The sequence below is a fragment of the Achromobacter sp. MYb9 genome (assembly GCF_002975275.1).
GTDB lineage: Bacteria > Pseudomonadota > Gammaproteobacteria > Burkholderiales > Burkholderiaceae_B > Achromobacter.
Map to the genome: position 1 here is coordinate 196,926 of NZ_PCOQ01000001.1, position 18,689 is coordinate 215,614.

Below are 18,689 nucleotides of genomic sequence, written 5' to 3' on the forward strand. Positions count from 1 at the left end.
GATTGCAAACCCCAAGCGGCGCGACACCGCTTCAAACCCTGACAAAACCCACGGTTTCAGTACCGTGCGTTGGCGATGACTTTATCATTCACGGATGGATTCCCTGCGCCTGACCATCGAAACCGACCTGTCCCGCATCGACGCCCAGCAATGGGACGCGCTGGCCGGCGATCAGCCCTTTCTGCAGCACGCCTTCCTGCGCGCCATGCACGAGACCGGCTGCGCGTCGCCCGGCACGGGTTGGGCGCCGCATTACCTGGCGCTGTGGCGCGGCGGCGTGCTGGCCGCGGCCACGCCGCTCTACCTGAAATCGCATTCCCGCGGCGAGTACGTGTTCGACTATGCCTGGGCCGACGCGTTCCAGCGCCACGGCATGCGCTACTACCCCAAGTTGCTGTCGGCCATCCCCTACACCCCGGTGACGGGGCCGCGCCTGCTGGCATCCAGCGACGAAGACCGTGCGACGCTCGTGCGCGGCCTGGTCGCCTTTGCCGAAGAGGTCAAGGTGTCGTCCCTGCATGTGCTGTTCCCGTCGGACGCCGACATGCACGCGCTGCGCGACGCCGGCTTCATGATTCGCGAAAGCGTGCAATTCCATTGGACCAACGCCGGCTATGCGGACTTCGACGCATTCCTGGCGCTGATGAGCCACGACAAGCGCAAGAAGATCCGGCAAGACCGCAAGAAGGTCGCGGCGGCCGGCTTGTCGTACCGCTGGCTGCGCGGCACCGAGATCGGCGACGCCGACCTGGGCTTCTTCTACGACTGCTATTGCCGCACCTATTTCCAGCACGGCAACCCGCCCTATCTGAACCGCGATTTCTTCGTGCGCGCGCACCGCGAACAGCCCGACGCCTTCGTGCTGATCCTGGCCGAGCGCGGCGGCCAGCCGGTCGCGGCGGCACTGAACCTGGCGGGCGGCGATGCGCTCTACGGCCGCTATTGGGGGGCGACGGAATATGTGCCGGGACTGCACTTCGAGACCTGCTATATGCAGTCGATCGCATACTGCATCGCGCACGGCATCGCCCGCTTCGAAGGCGGTGCGCAGGGTGAACACAAGATGGCGCGCGGGCTGCTGCCCACGCCTACGTGGTCCGCGCATTGGGTCGCCCATCCCGGTTTTGCCGAAGCGATCCAGAACTTCCTGGACGAAGAGACTTCGGCCGTGACGGATTACCTGGGTGAACTGGAAGGCCACACGCCGTTCAAGCGCAGCGAGTAGCCCGCGCCGACCCGGCCCCGGCCGGTTGCCAGGAAAGACCGGGCTTGAGCCTTAGAGGAAGCGGTCCAGCATCTTGCGGCTGTGCTTGTCCAACGACAGGATGTCGCGCACCAGGTAGAAGATGCCGTGGCTGTCGGCGATCAGCAGGGTTTGCGGGCTGAGGCGGCGGATGTCTTCTTCGCCGCGCAGCACGAAAGACGTGGGGCCGCGGTCCGTTTCCACCTTCCAGGTACTGGGCGTGGCGTACGTGGACACGCTGGCCAGCTTGCGGATCTCGGGCATGAATTCCCGGCCCGCCAACTCTTCTTCGATCAGCGCGCGCGGCCCCTCAGGCACATCGGACAAGTGTTCGATCCAGAGCAGCTCGTGGCCATCGCTCGTCACCAGCGACAGGCCACGGCCCGCTTCGCTGATCGGGAACGCGCGCACGGGGATGACGCCTTCGTGCATCTCGCCGTCGGCGGATTGATATTCCAGACGCCCGAAGGCGTTGCGGCGCAGCTGAAAGGTCGGCAACGTCATGACGATAATCCCGGTTCCGCGTCAGGCCACGGCGGCCATGTCTTCGCTGCCCGACGCCTGCGCGTCGGCTTCCGCCTGGCGCGCCTGCGCCTGGTAGAGGCGATAGTAGGCGCCCTCGCGGGCCATCAGTTCTTCGTGCGGCCCCTGCTCCACGATCTGGCCACGGTCCAGCACGACCAGTCGGTCGGCCTTGCGCAGCGTGCTCAGGCGGTGGGCGATGGCGATAGTGGTGCGGCCGCGCACCAGATTGTCCAGCGCCTTCTGGATTTCCTTCTCGGTCGTGGTGTCCACCGACGACGTCGCCTCGTCCAGGATCAGGATGCGCGGGTCGATCAGCAACGCGCGGGCGATCGAGATGCGTTGGCGCTCGCCGCCGGACAAGGCCTGGCCGCGTTCGCCAACCAGTGAGTCGTAACCGTGCGGCAGGCGCAGGATGAACTCGTGCGCATGGGCGGCGCGGGCCGCGGCCACGATCTCGTCGCGCGTCGCGTCCGGCTTGCCGTAGGCGATGTTTTCGGCGATGGTGCCGAAGAACAGGAACGGCTCCTGCAACACCAGCCCGATGTTGCGGCGGTAGTCCGCCACGCGCACCGAGCGGATGTCGGCGCCGTCCACCAGCACCGCGCCTTCGGACACGTCGTAGAAGCGGCAGATCAGGTTGATCAGCGTGCTCTTGCCTGAACCACTGTGGCCGACCAGGCCGATCATTTCGCCCGGGGCGATGGTCAGGTCCAGGCCACGGATGACCTGGCGATTGCCATAGCGGAAACCCACGTCGCGCAATTCGATGCGGCCGTTGATCTGCGGCAGCTTGGCCGGATTCTGCGGCTCTGGCACGCTGGATACGTGATCCAGAATGTCGAAGATGCGCTTGGCGCCCGCCGCCGCTTTCTGCGTAACCGAAACGATGCGGCTCATGGAATCCAGGCGCATGTAGAAACGCCCGATGTACGCCAGGAACGCCGCCAGGACACCGACGGTGATCTGCTTTTGCGAGACCTGCCAGATGCCGAAGATCCACACGACCAGCAAACCGACCTCCGTCAGCAGCGTGACGGTGGGCGAAAACAGCGACCAGGTCGTGTTTACGCGGTCGTTGACTTCCAGGTTGCGGTTGTTGGCTTCGCGGAAACGCGCGACTTCGCGCTTTTCCTGGGCGAACGCCTTCACCACGCGAATGCCCGGAATGGTGTCGGCCAGCACGTTGGTGATTTCGGACCAGATGCGATCGACCTTTTCAAAGCCATGGCGCAGGCGGTCGCGCACCGCGTGGATCATCCAGATGATGAACGGCAGCGGCACCAGCGTGACCAGCGCCAGCCACGGGTTGATCGACACCAGGATCACCGCCGTCATGACGATCATCAGGATGTCGTTGGCGAAGTCCAGCAGATGCAGCGACAGGAACACGCAGATGCGGTCGGTTTCACTGCCAATGCGCGAAATCAGGTCGCCCGTGCGCTTGCCGCCGAAATACTCCAGCGACAACTGCTGCAAATGCTCATAGGTGGTCGTGCGCAGATCGGCGCCGATGCGTTCGCTGACCCAGGCCAGGATGTAGGTTCGGGCCCAGCCCAGCCCCCAGGCCAGGAAGGCGGATGCCAGTAGCCCGCTGAGATACAGGCGGACCTTGCTGTAGTCGATCGGCGCGCCGTTCTGGAATGGAATCAGCACATCGTCCATCAGCGGCATGGTCAGGTACGGCGGCACCAGGGTGGCGGCCGTGCCCAGCAGCGTCAGGATGAAGCCGGCCAGCAACGGGCCGCGGTACGGCCGGGCGAAGCGCCACAGGCGCAGGAGCGCCCAGGTGGTGGACGGCGCCGCCTGCGACTGGTGACAGGCGGGGCATTCTTCCTCGTCGGCGGGAATGACGTTATTACAGTTGGTGCAGGTACGCTCTGCCCGTTCCTGTTCCGGCAGGCCGGACAGCCGGATCGCCTGCTGCGCCTCGAATTGGGCCAACAGGCGCAGCGCGGCCGGATTGCGGGCCAGCGTAAACCGCCAGACCGCCAGACGGGCGTTGTCGTCGTGAAGCTCCAGCACGGCGGCGCCGGCGTGATCGGACAGGTTTAGCGTTAATTGGGGGCCATAGACCCACGATTCCCAGCCGTTGTCCTCGGCATTACGGGCCAGCAGGCGCCGGTCGGTGGCCGCGATCAGCCCAGGCTGGAACTTCAGCCGCTGGTCCAGGTCTATTTCAACCCAGGCCAGCAGGCTTTCGCCCTCCGCCAATTCAGCGCGGATTTCGTCCCGCCAGCGGGCAGGAAAGGCATCGGCAAGGCCGGAAAGCAGGTGTGGTTTTTTCATTGGAACGCATACCGGGCCAGGACTCTGCCCTACTAGGCGGCAACCGGTTTACCACCCACGGCGGCAAACGTGTCCCTTCCTTACAACACAACGAGTTCACGCCTTGAAGGCGTCGTATAGTAGCAGCCGATTTTTCTAATTAGGAATATCTGGGATCCCCCACTCGTTGGCATTATTCTTACAGCGCAACCCCAAAAATTCGTAATAAATTCGCGGTCTTACATAGGGGCGTCCGCGCGTGCCAACCTGCTTCTCAAGTAAATTAAAACATGAAAAAGAAAGACATTGAATTTCTCGATGTCGTGGCTTTGCGCGGCCCGAACATTTGGACGTATCGCCCGGTCCTTGAAGCATGGGTGGATATTGGTGAACTGGAAGACTTTCCGTCCAACACCATTCCCGGGTTTTACGAGCGCCTCTCCAACTGGTTGCCGACCCTGATCGAGCACCGTTGCAGCCCAGGCGTACGCGGAGGCTTCCTGGCCCGCCTGAAAGAAGGCACCTGGCCCGGCCACATTCTTGAACATGTCACCCTGGAATTGCAGAACCTGGCCGGATTGCGCGGCGGTTTTGGCAAAGCCCGGGAAACCTCGACCCGGGGCGTCTATAAGGTTGTTGTGCGCGCCTGGCAGGAACAGGTCACCCGCACCGCCCTGAACGAAGCCCGCGACCTGGTCATGGCGGCCATCGAAGACCGCCCGTTCGACGTGCCGGCTACCGTCGCCCGCCTGCGCAGCCTGGTGGACAAGCATTGCCTGGGCCCCAGCACGGCTTGCATCGTGGATGCCGCCGACGACCGCGACATCCCGTATATCCGCCTGTTCGAAGGCAACCTCGTGCAGTTCGGCTACGGTTCCGCCCAGCGCCGGATCTGGACGGCCGAAACCGACCGCACGAGCGCCATCGCCGAAGGGATCTCGCGCGACAAGGACCTGACCAAAGAGCTGCTGTCGACCTGCGGCGTGCCGGTGCCGGAAGGCCGCCTGGTGCGCAGCGAGGACGACGCCTGGGAAGCCGCCGAAGACATCGGCCTGCCCGTCGTGGTCAAGCCCTATGACGGCAACCATGGCCGCGGCGTGTTCACCAACCTGACGACCCGCGACGAAGTCGTTTCCGCCTACCGCGTCGCGGTGGACGAAGGCAGCGGCGTCATTGTCGAGCGCTTCGTGCTGGGCAACGAACACCGCCTGCTGGTGGTGGGCAACCGCATGGTAGCTGCCGCCGCCGGCGAACTGGCCTGGGTGACCGGCGACGGCAAGTCGACCATCACCGAGCTGATCGACAGCCAGATCAACACCGACCCCCGCCGCGGCCGCACCGAGAACCATCCGCTGAATCCGGTGCGCCTGGATTCCGCCGCCCGCCTCGAGATCGCCCGCCAGGGCTTGTCCGAAGACAGCGTTCCCCAGGACGGCCAGCGCGTGCTGGTGCAGCGCAGCGGCAACGTCGCCTTCGACGTGACCGACCGCGTGCATCCCAGCATCGCCGCCACCGTGACGCTGGCCGCCCGCGTGGTGGGCCTGGACATCGCCGGCGTCGACCTGGTGGCCGAGGACATCTCCCGGCCGCTCGCGGAACAGCGCGGCGCCATCGTGGAAGTCAACGCCGGCCCGGGCCTGCTGATGCACCTGAAGCCGGCCGACGGCACGCCGCGCCCGGTGGGCCGCGCCATCGTCGATCATCTGTTCCCCGAAGGCGACGCCGGCCGCATCCCCATCGTGGGCGTTACCGGCACCAACGGCAAGACCGTGGTGGCGCGCCTGGTGGCCCGTCTGCTGCACCTGTCGGGCAAGCGCACCGGCCTGGCCTGCAGCGAAGGCCTCTACCTGGACCGCCGCCTGGTGCAAAAAGGCGATCGCGCCGACTTCGCGTCGGGCACCCGCCTGCTGATGAACCGCAATGTGGATGCGGCCGTCATCGAAAACGACAGCGGCGTCATTCTGGGCCAAGGCCTGGCCTATGACCGCTGCCAGGTCGGCGTGGTTACCAACATCGACGACGCCGACCATCTGGGCGACTTCGACATCAACGAAACGGAGCGCATGTTCAATGTGTTCCGTACGCAGGTCGACGTGGTTCTGCCCACCGGCGCCGCGGTCCTCAATGCGCGCGATCCGCGCGTGGTCGAAATGGCCGAGCTCTGCGACGGCGCCGTGATCTTCTTCGGCATCGACCCTGCCCTGCCCGCCATCGCCGCCCATCTGCAACAGGACGGCCGCGCCGTGTTCGTGCGTGACGGCAGCATCATTCTGGCCCAGGGCGCCCGCGAAGAACGGCTGGCCGACGTGGCCGCGATCCCGTTGACGCATGGCGGCCGCGTTGCCTTCCAGGTTGAAAACGTGCTGGCCGCGGTGGGCGCCGCCTGGGCGCTGGACATACCCGTGGAACTCATCCGCGCCGGCATCGAAACCTTCGACATCGACCAGGCCGACGCGCCGTGGCAATTCACGCTGTTCGAACGCAACGGCGGCACGGTAGTGGTGGACGACGTGCACAACGCCTCGGCGCTGCGCCCCCTGATCCAGGCCATCGACCAGTTCCCGTCGGCAACCCGCGCCGTGGTCTATTCCGCCGGCGCCGACCGCCGCGACGCGGACCTGATCGAGCAGGGCCGCTTGCTGGGCGACGCGTTTGATCGCGTCGTGCTCTACGACGACAAGACGGTCAACAGCAAGCGCCCCGAGGGCGAGGCGCGCGCGTTGCTGCGCCAGGGCCTGTCGCAAGGCAGCCGCGTGAAAGACATCCAGGATGAGCCCGACCATGGCAAGGCCATCGAGAGCGTGCTGAACGGCATTGCGGCCGGCGACTTCGCCCTGCTGCAGTCCGACGAAGCATTCTCCGGCCCCACCATCGATCTGGTCCGCCGCTGGATTCAACAATACTGACAGGAATACCTGCCATGGAAGTTTCCCGTATCCGAGCTCTGCGCGGCCCTAATCTGTGGAGCAAGAACACCGCGATCGAGGCCATCGTTTCCTGCGCCGACGCCGAGTGCTCCATCGACAACCTGCCCGAGTTCGAAGCCCGCCTGCGCGCGCGGCTGCCGCAGATCGGCCTGATGCGCCCCGAGGGCCATCAAGATGCCGTCTCGATCGCCCACGTCTTGCAGATCGTCGCGCTGACGATGCAGGCGCACGCCGGCTGCCCCGTCACCTTCGGCCGCACCTCCTCCACGATCGAACCCGGCGTGTTCCAGGTAGTGGTTGAATACAGCGAAGAGGAAGTCGGCAAGCTGGCGATGGAGCTGGCGCAAGCGCTGGTCCGCGCCGCGCTGGACGACACCCCGTTCGACTTCGCCGATGCGCTCAAGCGCCTGCGGGAACTGGACGAAGACGTGCGCCTGGGACCCAGCACGGGTTCCATCGTGAACGCCGCCGTTGCCCGCAACATTCCCTACCGCCGCCTGACCCAGGGCAGCATGGTGCAGTTCGGCTGGGGCAGCAAGCAACGCCGCATCCAGGCCGCCGAAACCGACCGGACCAGCGCCATCTCCGAATCGATCGCGCAGGACAAGGACCTGACCAAGATGCTGCTGGACGCCGCCGGCGTGCCGGTGCCGATGGGCCGCTCCGTGACATCGGCCGAGGAAGCCTGGGCCGCCGCGCAGGAGCTGGACGGCCCCGTGGTCGTCAAGCCGCGCGACGGCAGCCAGGGGCGCGGCGTGGCCGTGAACATCGAAACGCGCGAGCGCGTGATCCAGGCGTTCGAAGTGGCCGAAGAGATCAGCTCGGAAGTGATTGTCGAACGCTACATCCCCGGCCACGATTTCCGCCTGCTGGTGGTGGGCGGCGCACTGGTCGCGGCATCGCGCCGCGATCCGCCCCAAGTCACGGGCGACGGCCAGCACACCATCCGGCAGCTGGTCGAACAGGTCAACGCCGACCCCTTGCGCGGCGATGGCCACGCGACGTCGCTGACCAAGATCCGGTTTGACGACATCGCCTTGGCAACGCTGAAAAAGCAGGGTTTCGACGCCGATTCCGTGCCACCCCCGGGCACCCTGATCTTCCTGCGCAACAACGCCAATCTCAGCACCGGCGGTTCGGCCACCGACGTGACCGACGAGGTGCATCCCGAAATGGCGGCGCGCGCCGTGTCGGCGGCCCGCATGATCGGGCTGGACATCTGCGGGGTGGACGTCGTGGCCGAGAGCGTGCAATACCCGCTGGAAGAGCAACATGGCGGCGTCGTGGAAGTGAACGCCGCGCCCGGCCTGCGCATGCACTTGAACCCGTCGTTCGGCAAGGGCCGCGCGGTGGGCGACGCCATCATCGCCAACATGTACGCCGATGGCGACGACGGCCGCATTCCGGTCGTGGCCGTGGCCGGCACCAATGGCAAGACCACCACCGTGCGCCTGACCGCCCATCTGCTGGGCGCGGCCGGCAACCGCGTCGGCATGACGAATTCCGATGGCGTCTACGTGGAGAACCTGCGCATCGACACCGGCGACTGCAGCGGCCCGCGCAGCGCCCGCAGCGTGCTCATGCACCCCGACGTGGATGCCGCGGTGTTCGAAACGGCACGTGGCGGCATCCTGCGCGAAGGCCTGGCTTTCGACCGCTGCAACGTGGCCATCGTCACCAACATCGGCATGGGCGATCACCTGGGCCTGGGCTACATCAGCACGGTGGAAGACCTGGCCGTGGTCAAGCGCGTGATCGTGCAACACGTGCACCCGTCAGGCACCGCGGTACTGAACGCCGCCGACCCCATCGTGGCCGACATGGCCGCGAGCTGCCCGGGTTCAATCACCTACTTCGCCGAAGACCGCAACCATCCCGTGCTGGCCACCCATCGCGCGCAGGGCCTGCGTTCAGTCTACCGCGACGGCGATGACATCGTCGCGGCGCAAGGCGCGGACGAGGTCCGCCTGGCGCTACGCGACATCCCCCTCACGCGCAACGGCACAATCACGTTCCAGGTCGAAAACGCCATGGCATCCATCGCCGCCGCCTGGGCGCTGAATCTGGACTGGGACATCATCCGCCGCGGCCTGGTCACCTTCGTCAATGATGCCCAGACCGCGCCCGGACGCTTCAATGTGTTCGACCACCGCGGCGCCACGGTGATCGCGGACTACGGCCACAATCCCGACGCGATCCTTGCACTGGTGCGCGCCGTGGATGCCATGCCCGCCAAGCGCCGCTCGGTCGTCATCAGCGGGGCGGGCGACCGCCGCGATGAAGACATCCGCATGCAAACCGAGATCCTGGGCGCCGCGTTCGACGACGTGCTGCTGTATCAAGACCAATGCCAACGTGGCCGCGCCGACGGGGAAGTGCTGGCGCTGCTGCAGGAAGGCCTGGTCGGCGCGCCGCGCACGACGCACATCGAAGAGATCCACGGCGAGTTCCTGGCGATCGATACGGCGCTGGGACGCTTGGCGGCCGGTGACCTGTGCCTGATCCTGGTTGACCAGGTGGAAGCGGCGCTGGACCACATCGCCCGTCGCATCGCCGAGGGCTGATCCTGCGGCATCCCTGGCCGTTGCGGTCATGCAAACGGGGCGCCTGGGCGCCCCGTTTTCTTGCCCGCCGGCGTCAGCCGCGGGACGCCTCGACGGGCGCTGTCGCCTGGTACTTGTCCGTTACGTGGGTGCACCCCACCGCCGCCATGGCGGCCAGCGTCAGCAAAATAGCGCTGCAAAGTCGTTGCGTCATGCGTGCCCTCTCCCTTCCTAGTTGATGAACCGCGCAGCGGCTTCCGCCACGACTATACCGGGGCGCGTCCGCGACAGCCAGCGCAGCAAGGCCACGTGGACGCCGCACCTCCCGTTACCAGCCCCGATCAAAAGGGGACAAAACATTGCAAGAATGTAACTGCCCGATCTAGTACGGCTGCGCTGCCCGCCCGTCGGAGAATGGCCAGGATCTTGCGCTTTGCCCCGTTACATTTGTCCACAGCCACGTTTGACAGGCCCGTTGTGGGGCTCGTACGGTAAAGGCTAGCTGATCAGTGTCCAACTCAACCGCGATTGCAGGACTTATAGGCCATAAGCCTTGTGTCGCACGCAGATAGAGAGAGGTCACCATGAATAACGACATCATCGCCGGCAAGTGGAAGCAACTGACCGGCAAGGCCAAAGCGGCCTGGGGTGAACTCACCGACGACGAGTTGACCCGTACCGAAGGCAACGCCGAACGCCTCGCTGGCTTGATCCAGGAGCGTTACGGCAAGACCAAGGAAGAAGCGCAAAAGGAAGTCCGGGATTTCTTCGACCGCAATCCCTGAATCCGCCCACCGCCTTGATCGGTCGAATCTACTGGAGAAGCTGACATGTTGCACTACGCCGTTGTTTTCTTCGTTATCGCGATCATCGCGGCGGTTCTCGGCTTCGGTGGCATTGCCGCCGGCGCCGCGGGTATCGCCAAGGTCCTGTTCTTCGTATTCCTGGTGCTGGCGCTCTTGTCCATCCTGAGCGGCGCCCTACGGAAAAAATAGGACACGTTGATAGATAGAACGCGTAACCCGAAAGAGTCCTGCACGACCGCGTCGTCCCTGGACGGCGCCCCGAACACTGAGTTTCAAGGAGGAACTATGGAAATTCGCAAGCTGATCGCCGCCGCCGCACTGGGAACAGGCGCTGTCTTCACTTCCATGGCTTTTGCGGCCGATGACGGCAAGCCCAAGCAGTCCGTGGGCGAATATGCCTCCGATGCAACCGTGACCACGAAAATCAAGGCCGCCTTCGTCGCCGACAAGCAACTGAGCGCCCTGGACATCGCGGTCGAGACCAACAATGGCGTCGCCACGCTGACCGGCACGGTGGGCACGTCGGCCGAGGCCGATCACGCCGCCACCGTGACGCGCGGCGTGGAAGGCGTCAAGCAGGTCATGAACAACATCAAGGTCGACCCCGCCAAGAACAAGCGGTAAGGCCGGCATCGTTTCCGACTGAGGCCTAGAGAGCCAGCGGCGCCTGTGTACGACACAGGCGCCGCTTTCGTTTTGGGCTTCGGAGTGCCGAATCGGCGCGCCGGCTCCGGTTCGGCACGCATGTGTTCGGCACGCAAGCCTTAGAGGGTGATCGACCCCCGGCCGATCTCGAGCGCGCGGCCGCCCACCTGGATGCGGCCATCGGCCAGCACGTCCAACAGCAACCGGCAGGGCCGGCCCATCTGATCGCCCTGCTCGACCAGGATGCTGGCCGGCAGCGGACGTTGATTGTGGACCAGCCAGCCGCCCAGGTTGGCGCAAGCCGACCCCGTGCCCGCATCCTCGTCCACGCCGCCTCCCGCCTTGGCAAAGAAGTAGCGGGCCACCACCACCTGGCGCGCATCCTGCACGCGGCGGCCTTCATCGAAGGCGAACACATACAGCGTCTTGCGGCCCAGGCTGCTGGTCTGCCAGCGGTGCAGTTTCGAGGCGTCGGGCGCCGCGCGGCGCACGGCCTCGACGCTAGCCAGCGGCACCAGCAATTGGTCCGCGCCGGTATCCACCCAGATTGGCTCGCCCAACAGGTCATCGGCATCCAGGCCGACCAGGCCGGCGATCTCGGCGCGGTCCAGTTCGGGTGGCGCCGTGCGCACGCCATCGGGGCATGGCGCCGTGAAGGTCCAGGCATCCCCCCGGGCTTGTACCGGCACCACCCCGGCTTTGAACTCAAGCGTCAGCGCGTCGCCGGTTTTGCGCAGGTCGCGCACCACTTGCGAGGTGCCGATGGTGGGATGCCCGGCGAACTTCATTTCGTAGCCGGGCGTGAAGATGCGCACGCGCGCATCCGCGCGGTCCGACGGCAGAATGAAGGTGGTTTCGGAAAGGTTGAACTGCGCCGCCAGGTTCAGCATGGTGGCGTCGTCCATGCCGCGCGCGTCTTCAAACACGCAAAGCTGGTTGCCGCTGAAAGTGGTGGACGCGAAAACGTTAAGCAGGCGAAACGCGTAGGAAGTCATGAAAAACGTCTGGAAAAAGGCAGCCGGCCGGTCCGGCGGGGCTTCCAATGTATCGCAGCGCCCCGCGTCGGACCATCAAGCCGTTCTTACCAGATCGCAAAGAAAAACACCCAGGCCATGCAGAACGGCGCCAGTCCCGCCGCCAGCACGAGCCAGGCGGCGGCCTTGCGCCATCCTTGGGATTGACGCTGCGTCAGCAAACGCGCGAACAGGCGCAAGGTCCACAACACCGCCAGGGTCAGCAAGGTGAAGCGCACCGGGCCGGCCCAGGCGGCTTGCACGCCCTCGTGCTTGAGCAGGTTGATCGTGGTGGCGGACAGGCCCAGGAACACGCCGATGCCAGCCGACGGGATCAGGCCCTGGGCCAGCTTGTGCACGCCGGGACGGATCCAGCGCGTGACGGGCGCGCCCGGCTGCTCCGCGGCCGGCGCCAGGCGGTCGGCGATCCACAGCGACAGGAAGCTTGCGCCGCCAACGATGACCGTGGCGCCGACGACGAACAGCAAGATGCCCGCGCCGTCCAGCCACGAGAAGCTGTCGTTCACGTCCGGATAGTGCGTCAGGATGAACCAGGGCGCGTTGTCCATCAACGGCCACATGATGTCGTGTTCCACCAGCCAGGTGGCGGCCCATTGCTTGGCGGTCACGTACCAGGGGCTGGCGCTCCAGAGGAACGCGCCGATCGCGATGCCCATCAGCCCGAAGCACAGCAATGCGGTCTGCCATGCGTCGCCGTCCGCGACGTGCACGATCTCTTCTTCGGGCGAACGCGGAGTCAGTGCGATCGCGCCGCGATAGCCGCTGCAACGCCCGCAGACGTGGCAATCGCCCGCGCCCTTCATGTGGCGCAGCGGCACCAACGGCGCGCAGTTGATGGGTTCGATCCGGATGACCGGATGGCGCCACTTCTCTTCGTCGACCTTGAAGTGCCACGGCGCCAGCTTGGCCAGCAGGTTGAACACGCCGTTGACGGGACACAGGTACTTGCACCACACCCGCTTGCTGCGGCCATAGCGCCAGCCGACGATCATGGCGGCGACGGTGGACCCGCCAAGCACGGCCAGCACCGCCAGCGGATACTGGTACACGCTGACCAACTGGCCGTAGACCGTCGTCAGCGCGAAGGCCACGAACGGCCAGCCGCCCCAGCGCATCCATTTGGGAATCGCACGGCCCTGCCCGCGCTCGCTGGCCCATTCGGTCAGCATGCCTTCGGGACAGAGCCAGCCACACCAGGCGCGGCCCAGGATAGGCATCGAGATCAGCACGAACGGCCACCAGACGCCCCAGAAGGCAAACTGCGCGACGATCGTCAGGTTGTTGAAGACCGATGCCGTGTTGTCGGGCAAAGGCAGGATCGCGGGCACGATCAGAAGAAACGCGTACAACGCGACAATGCCCCACTGCAGCTTGCGCAACAGCGGGGCATGGTCACGGAGGAAATCGGCGATCCGGGAGGTCACCCTCCCGAGTACAGCAGCCATGTTCACACCTTCATTGTTCAGTCCGGCATCACGTCGGAATCAGGATGCGCGCTGGGCGGCCACCGGGGCGCGGGCGGACTTATTGCCCACCCAGCGCAGCAGCGCCCAGACCACGATCCAATAAGCCACCCACAGCAAGACCGAGATCAGTGCCGGCAGCGCGCGGTAGCCGGCGAAGTCGGCCAGGACCTTGCCAAAACCGGTGCTGTCGCTCAAGAGCCATGAGCTGTCCCAGACCGGGTCGACGATGGTCGGCAGCACGTCCAGCGAAATCAAGTGGTCCAGGCCGCCCACCAGCAGCGAACCCGCCAACAGCAGCAGCAGGATTTCGGTGACGCGGAAAAAGCGGCGCCAGGTAATCAGCTTGCCGCCCAACTGCAGCAGCCAGAACGTCAGCAAGGCCACCGCGAAGCCGGCGACGCCAGCCAGCGCCAGCATCAGCATGTCGCTGCCGCCTTCGCCCGCCGACACGGTGCCGTACAGGAACACCACGGTTTCGCTGCCTTCACGCGCCACGGCGATGGCCACCAGCACGAACAGCCCCCACCAATTGTCGTTGGCCACGGAACTGCGCGCCCCGCTTTCCAATTCGCCTTTCAGCGTGCGGCCGTGCTTCTTCATCCACACGACCATCTGCACGACCAGCGCGCACGCCGCCAGCGACATGATGGCCTGGAACCATTCCTGGCCCTCGTCGCTCAGCCAGGACGACACGCCCAGCAGCACCAGCGCCAGCGCGACGGCCAGCCCCAGACCGGCCGCTACGCCGCCCCACAGATAGTTCAGCCCGCGCTTGCCTTCGGGCGTGGAGCGCAGCCAGGTGTACAAAATGCCCACCACCAGCATGGCTTCGACGCTTTCACGCCAGACGATAAAAAGGACCTGTTCCATGTATTGCTACCGCTTATTCCTTGGGCTTGACGACCAGGGTGCCTTTCACGCTCTGGTGAAAGTCATCAAAGAAGGGATACTCGCCGGGACGGGAAATGGTGATCACCACGAACGATTTCACCCCCGGGCCCAGCACTTTTTCCTTGCGCAGCGGAATGCTCTCGAATTCCACCGGCTCGTTGCTCTCGTTGATGAGCTCGATCTTGAAACGGCCGGCGGGCACTTCAAGCGTCGCCGGCTCGAAGGTGCCGTCCGGCTTGAACCGCAGCGTGAACGTCGGCAGTTCGTCCGCCTGCGCGGGCGCCATGCCGGCAAATACGGCCAGGCCGATCAGCACGGCGGCAGCAACGCGATGCAGGCGGCGCACGATCAATATCCGCCTTTCTTGCCGGTGCCGGCGTAGACGAATTCGTACTCCAGCTCGAACGGTTCGAACCACGGGCCCACGCCGGTTTCCTTGTCGACGTGGCGGCCGAAGTGAGCCATCTTGTTTTCGGACGGCGGCAAAATCGAATACTTCAGCTTGTACTTGCCCGGGCCTTCCAGCTTGACGTTGTCGCCATAGTGCGGGCCGTCGTTGGCGACCATGGGCATGAAGGTGCCCTTCTGCACGTTCTGGCTACCGACCTTCTGGATCTCGAAATTCACGACCAGGTAGGGCACCCATTCGCCTTCGGGGAAACCGGTCTTGTTGCCCGCGGTGGCGTGGATATCGGCCTCAAGGTGGACGTCGGAATCCTTGGCGGGACGCATCATCCCGGGCGGGTCCATTTCGATCGGCTGCAGATAGACCGCGCCGACTTCCATGCCGCCCTTCTCAACCGGCTTGCCGATGGGGTATTCGGCCGCTTGCGCGGCGGATACGCTCAGAGCGACGATGGCCAGCGCCAAGGCTTTCTTGATCATGTGCAAAATCCTCGAGACACAAATGAATGGCGGTTCCGATAAAACTAAACAAGAACCGTTTTCATTAATGTAACCAAAAAAACTGACATATCCCTGAACCTCAAGGGCCAAAAAGGGGCGGATTATTGCGTTCAGTCAAAGGGCGGCAGGGCCGGCGCGGGCAACAAAAAAGCCGGTCAGGCTAACGCCCTACCGGCTTCTGGATCAACGGGAAAGGGCCTCGGCCCACCCGCTTGCAGCGGTGATTACTTGCGGCCCGAACCCGGCGGCGTGCTGCCGGGCGTGAACGGGAACGTCGAGAACATCGCGCGCGTCTGGTCCTGCATCTGGTCCTGCATCTGCACGAACAGGTTCTTGCTCTGGTCGATGTAGTTATTCATCATGTTCTGCAGCATCGGAGTCTGCACATTCATGAACTGGGTCCAGGCTTCGGGCCCGAACTGGCTGCCGTACAGCCCTTTGGACTGCTCGGCCATGCGGGTCTGGATTTCCATGAAGGCCTGGATGTTCTTCTCAAGGTAAGAACCCATGATGCCCTGCATGGCGTGGCCGTAGAAACGGATGATCTGCGACAGCATGTTCGACGAGAACATCGGCATGCCGCCGCTTTCCTCTTCCAGGATGATTTGCAGAAGGATGCTGCGCGTCAGGTCTTCGCCGCTTTTGGCGTCGACCACCTGGAACTCTTCGTTGGCCAGGACCAGTTGCTTGACATCTGCCAGAGTGATGTAGGTGCTGGTCCGGGTGTCGTATAGGCGACGGTTGGGGTATTTTTTAATCAGGCGCAGGCTGGCGCCGGTTTGTGCTTGCGTCATGTGTGTCCCCGGATCGGGCGATCTCTAAGACTTCGAATAAGGTGGAGTGTAATGCCGGAAGGCCCTGTCCCCGAGGCCTTCCGACGCCTGGAGCCGCCCGATGGCGGCCCGCTGCCCAACATTAGCCCATGTGCAGGCCGCCGTTGAGCGAGAAATCCGCGCCGGTCGAAAAGCCCGATTCATCCGAGGCCAGCCACGAGGTCATGGACGCGATTTCCTCGGGTGTTCCCAGACGGCGAACCGGAATGGTGGCCACGATCTTCTCGAGCACTTCGGGACGGATGGCGCGAACCATGTCCGTGCCGATGTAGCCCGGCGAAATCGTGTTGACCGTGACGCCCTTGCTGGCGACTTCCTGAGCCAGCGCCATGGTGAAGCCGTGAATGCCCGCCTTCGCCGTGGAGTAGTTCGTTTGGCCGAACTGGCCCTTCTGCCCGTTCACCGAGCTGATGTTGATGATCCGGCCCCACTGACGCTCGACCATGCCTTCGATGACCTGCTTGGTCACATTGAACAGACTGTTCAAGTTGGTATCGATGACCGCGCGCCAATCGTCCGCGGTCATTTTGCGGAACAGACCGTCGCGCGTGATGCCCGCATTATTGACCAGCACATCGACCGGACCCATGTCGGCCGTGACCCGCTCAAAGGCCGCTACCGTTGATTCCCAGTCGGACACGTTGCCCACCGAGGCATAGAACGTGTAGCCCTGCGCTGCCTGCTCATCCAGCCATTGCTGGTAATTGCGGCTTGGGCCGCAACCTGCCACCACGCGAAAGCCATCCTTGGCCAAGCGCTGGCAAATAGAGGTGCCGATACCGCCCATCCCGCCTGTTACGTAAGCCAGTTTTCCGCTCATTGGACTTCCTCCTGTGTGCGACGGACGCCTCGTTGATTAACTTTCTTATTGGCCTGGGTGAACCGCGCATGGCGGCTTCAGGCAGCCCTGACCTTTACATACCTGCCAGGCGCCGGCTCGATCGGCCGGTACTTGGCATTGCCTAATTTTGTACGCGCCTTGACCTGCTTGCCCGCGTGTCCCGACAGCCATTGCGTCCAGTCGGGCCACCAGCTGCCCGCGTTTTCAGTGGCCTGCGCGAACCAGGCGTTGGGGTCGCCGGGCATGTCGTGCCCCGCGTGCCCCAGCTTGTCCGCCACCCAGTAGCTGCGGCGCTTCTTGGCGGGCGGATTCACCACGCCGGCGATGTGGCCCGAGGCCCCCAGCACGAAGCGTTGCGGGCCGCGCAGCAACTGCGTGGAGGCATAGGCCGACACCCAAGGCACGATGTGGTCTTCGCGTGAACCGAATATATACGCCGGCATCGTCAGGCGCGTCAGGTCCAGCGGCAGGCCGGCGGCTTGCGCGCGGCCCGGCACTTTCAAATTGTTCTCAAGGTAGGTATTGCGGAAGTACCAGGAGAAGAACGGCCCGGGCAGATTGGTGCTGTCGCCATTCCAGAACAGCAGATCGAACGCGGGCGGCTTCTGGCCCTTCAGGTAGTTGCCCACCACATAGTTCCAGACCAGCTCGTTGGGCCGCAGGAACGAGAACGTGGTGGCCAGGTCGCGCCCGGGCATCAGCCCGCCGTTACCCAGTTGGTGGTCGCGCAGCAGCGCATGGGCTTCGTCGACGAAGACTTTCAGGATGCCGGTGTCGTGGAAATCCAGCAGCGACGTCAGCAGCGTCAGCGACGCCACGGGCTGTTCGCCGCGGGCCTCGGCCAACGCCAGCGCCGACGCTAGCATCGTGCCGCCCACGCAGAAACCCAGGCCATTGACCTTGGGCTGCTTGGTGATGTCGCTGGCCACGCGCAGCGCCTGCAGCACCGCGTCGTCCAGATAGTCGGACCAGGTGGCGCGGTCCACGCCATCGGTATCGCTGGCGACGGGATTGCGCCACGAAACCAGGAACACCGTATAGCCCTGCTCGACCGCATGGCGCACGAAGGAATTTTCGGGCTGCAAGTCCAGGATGTAGAACTTGTTGATGTTCGGCGGCACGATCACCAACGGCAATTCGTGCACCGTGGCCGTCGACGGCGCGTACTGGATCAGTTGGAACAGCGTGTTCTCGAACACCACTTCGCCGGGCGTCACCGCCACGTTGCGGCCGATCTCGAACTGCGATTCGTCGGTCTGGGTGATGCGGCCTTTCTTGACGTCGCCCAGCAGGTTGGCCAACCCTTCGTTCAAGGCGCGTCCCGCGCTTTCCACGATGGATTGCTGGGCGTCCGGATTCAGCGCCAGGAAGTTCGATGGGGACAGCGCATCGACCCACTGCATGATGGAAAAGCGCAGGCGCTCGCGCATGGGCTCGCTGACCTGGGCCGCGTCGACCATGCGTTGCATGGCGCGGGCCGACAGCAAATAGGTGTGCGCCAGCAGCAGATGCGAACCGTTGGCGGCCCAGGCATCGCCTGCGAAACGGCGGTCGGCCAAGGGCGCAAGCGCGCCGCGTCGGGCGTCGTCACAAAGGCGCTGCCACTCGCGAGAGAATTCGGCCTGAATGTCGGCCAGGATTTCCGGTGCCACGCTCACCGGTATGGGCCCTGCGGCGGAGAGATTGGCATTCACTTCGACACCTTGTTATCGAGACTTCTCGATTGATGTTGCATTCCGGGTCCTGGACTGTCAATGCGGGTAT

16 protein-coding genes are annotated in these 18,689 nt (G+C 64.6%); 6 read left to right on the top strand and 10 right to left on the bottom strand.

Annotated features, from left to right (window positions below):
- The first annotated feature begins 94 nt into the window (after positions 1 to 94).
- The gene (locus CQ050_RS00950) at positions 95 to 1,225 is read left to right on the top strand and encodes a GNAT family N-acetyltransferase (RefSeq protein ID WP_105554991.1); all 1,131 of its coding nucleotides are present in this window, start codon (positions 95 to 97) and stop codon (positions 1,223 to 1,225) included.
- 51 nt (positions 1,226 to 1,276) lie between these two features.
- Here CQ050_RS00950 and CQ050_RS00955 read toward each other — a convergent pair whose 3' ends face one another.
- Together CQ050_RS00955 and CQ050_RS00960 are read right to left on the bottom strand one after the other, a co-directional pair.
- Entirely contained in the window at positions 1,277 to 1,747 is a 471-nt protein-coding gene (locus tag CQ050_RS00955) for a DUF1854 domain-containing protein (protein ID WP_105554992.1), read from the bottom strand.
- Positions 1,748 to 1,768: 21 nt separating this feature from the next.
- Positions 1,769 to 4,054, bottom strand: a complete 2,286-nt coding sequence (locus tag CQ050_RS00960; protein ID WP_105554993.1) for an ABC transporter ATP-binding protein — start codon at positions 4,052 to 4,054, stop codon at positions 1,769 to 1,771.
- Between the two features lie 269 nt (positions 4,055 to 4,323).
- Between CQ050_RS00960 and cphA (CQ050_RS00965) the strand changes: the two genes are divergently transcribed.
- From cphA (CQ050_RS00965) to CQ050_RS00985, 5 genes are all read left to right on the top strand, one after another.
- Positions 4,324 to 6,939, top strand: coding sequence for a cyanophycin synthetase (gene cphA / locus CQ050_RS00965; protein WP_105554994.1), 2,616 nt, complete (start codon positions 4,324 to 4,326; stop codon positions 6,937 to 6,939).
- Positions 6,940 to 6,953: 14 nt separating this feature from the next.
- A complete protein-coding gene (gene cphA, locus CQ050_RS00970; protein ID WP_105554995.1) occupies positions 6,954 to 9,524 on the top strand; it encodes a cyanophycin synthetase in 2,571 nt (856 codons plus the stop codon).
- 563 nt (positions 9,525 to 10,087) lie between these two features.
- Positions 10,088 to 10,288: a CsbD family protein gene (locus CQ050_RS00975; RefSeq protein WP_008161759.1), complete on the top strand. Its 201-nt coding sequence runs from the start codon at positions 10,088 to 10,090 to the stop codon at positions 10,286 to 10,288.
- Between the two features lie 45 nt (positions 10,289 to 10,333).
- Positions 10,334 to 10,498: a DUF1328 domain-containing protein gene (locus CQ050_RS00980; protein WP_006222909.1), complete on the top strand. Its 165-nt coding sequence runs from the start codon at positions 10,334 to 10,336 to the stop codon at positions 10,496 to 10,498.
- A 96-nt stretch (positions 10,499 to 10,594) separates the two neighbouring features.
- Complete coding sequence (locus CQ050_RS00985; protein ID WP_105554996.1) at positions 10,595 to 10,933, top strand: BON domain-containing protein; 339 nt, start codon at positions 10,595 to 10,597, stop codon at positions 10,931 to 10,933.
- Between the two features lie 140 nt (positions 10,934 to 11,073).
- On the opposite strand, the gene CQ050_RS00990 is transcribed toward CQ050_RS00985, so the two are convergent.
- The 8 genes from CQ050_RS00990 to phaC all read right to left on the bottom strand — a co-directional run bounded on the left by CQ050_RS00990 (position 11,074) and on the right by phaC (position 18,619).
- A complete protein-coding gene (locus tag CQ050_RS00990; RefSeq protein WP_105555549.1) occupies positions 11,074 to 11,949 on the bottom strand; it encodes a PhzF family phenazine biosynthesis protein in 876 nt (291 codons plus the stop codon).
- A gap of 86 nt (positions 11,950 to 12,035) precedes the next feature.
- Positions 12,036 to 13,433 carry a 4Fe-4S binding protein gene (locus CQ050_RS00995; protein ID WP_105554997.1) on the bottom strand — a complete coding sequence of 466 codons (1,398 nt, stop codon included), beginning with the start codon at positions 13,431 to 13,433 and terminating at the stop codon, positions 12,036 to 12,038.
- Positions 13,434 to 13,472: 39 nt separating this feature from the next.
- Positions 13,473 to 14,324 carry an FTR1 family protein gene (locus tag CQ050_RS01000; RefSeq protein ID WP_105554998.1) on the bottom strand — a complete coding sequence of 284 codons (852 nt, stop codon included), beginning with the start codon at positions 14,322 to 14,324 and terminating at the stop codon, positions 13,473 to 13,475.
- 13 nt (positions 14,325 to 14,337) lie between these two features.
- Positions 14,338 to 14,691, bottom strand: a complete 354-nt coding sequence (locus CQ050_RS01005; protein WP_105554999.1) for a cupredoxin domain-containing protein — start codon at positions 14,689 to 14,691, stop codon at positions 14,338 to 14,340.
- A 2-nt stretch (positions 14,692 to 14,693) separates the two neighbouring features.
- Positions 14,694 to 15,230, bottom strand: a complete 537-nt coding sequence (locus tag CQ050_RS01010) for an iron transporter (protein ID WP_105555000.1) — start codon at positions 15,228 to 15,230, stop codon at positions 14,694 to 14,696.
- A 245-nt stretch (positions 15,231 to 15,475) separates the two neighbouring features.
- Positions 15,476 to 16,045, bottom strand: a complete 570-nt coding sequence (phaR, locus tag CQ050_RS01015) for a polyhydroxyalkanoate synthesis repressor PhaR (protein WP_006222902.1) — start codon at positions 16,043 to 16,045, stop codon at positions 15,476 to 15,478.
- Between the two features lie 121 nt (positions 16,046 to 16,166).
- On the bottom strand, positions 16,167 to 16,904 hold the full coding sequence (phbB, locus tag CQ050_RS01020) for an acetoacetyl-CoA reductase (protein ID WP_105555001.1): 738 nt from the start codon (positions 16,902 to 16,904) through the stop codon (positions 16,167 to 16,169).
- A gap of 77 nt (positions 16,905 to 16,981) precedes the next feature.
- Positions 16,982 to 18,619, bottom strand: coding sequence for a class I poly(R)-hydroxyalkanoic acid synthase (gene phaC, locus CQ050_RS01025; protein WP_105555002.1), 1,638 nt, complete (start codon positions 18,617 to 18,619; stop codon positions 16,982 to 16,984).
- Positions 18,620 to 18,689: the final 70 nt, after the last annotated feature.

Coding starts and splice junctions, on each gene's coding strand:
- CQ050_RS00950 (WP_105554991.1), top strand. CDS start 95: ATGGATTCCCTGCGCCTGACCATCGAAACCGACCTGTCCCGCATCGAC.
- CQ050_RS00955 (WP_105554992.1), bottom strand. CDS start 1,747: ATGACGTTGCCGACCTTTCAGCTGCGCCGCAACGCCTTCGGGCGTCTG.
- CQ050_RS00960 (WP_105554993.1), bottom strand. CDS start 4,054: ATGAAAAAACCACACCTGCTTTCCGGCCTTGCCGATGCCTTTCCTGCC.
- cphA (WP_105554994.1), top strand. CDS start 4,324: ATGAAAAAGAAAGACATTGAATTTCTCGATGTCGTGGCTTTGCGCGGC.
- cphA (WP_105554995.1), top strand. CDS start 6,954: ATGGAAGTTTCCCGTATCCGAGCTCTGCGCGGCCCTAATCTGTGGAGC.
- CQ050_RS00975 (WP_008161759.1), top strand. CDS start 10,088: ATGAATAACGACATCATCGCCGGCAAGTGGAAGCAACTGACCGGCAAG.
- CQ050_RS00980 (WP_006222909.1), top strand. CDS start 10,334: ATGTTGCACTACGCCGTTGTTTTCTTCGTTATCGCGATCATCGCGGCG.
- CQ050_RS00985 (WP_105554996.1), top strand. CDS start 10,595: ATGGAAATTCGCAAGCTGATCGCCGCCGCCGCACTGGGAACAGGCGCT.
- CQ050_RS00990 (WP_105555549.1), bottom strand. CDS start 11,949: ATGACTTCCTACGCGTTTCGCCTGCTTAACGTTTTCGCGTCCACCACT.
- CQ050_RS00995 (WP_105554997.1), bottom strand. CDS start 13,433: ATGGCTGCTGTACTCGGGAGGGTGACCTCCCGGATCGCCGATTTCCTC.
- CQ050_RS01000 (WP_105554998.1), bottom strand. CDS start 14,324: ATGGAACAGGTCCTTTTTATCGTCTGGCGTGAAAGCGTCGAAGCCATG.
- CQ050_RS01010 (WP_105555000.1), bottom strand. CDS start 15,230: ATGATCAAGAAAGCCTTGGCGCTGGCCATCGTCGCTCTGAGCGTATCC.
- phaR (WP_006222902.1), bottom strand. CDS start 16,045: ATGACGCAAGCACAAACCGGCGCCAGCCTGCGCCTGATTAAAAAATAC.
- phbB (WP_105555001.1), bottom strand. CDS start 16,904: ATGAGCGGAAAACTGGCTTACGTAACAGGCGGGATGGGCGGTATCGGC.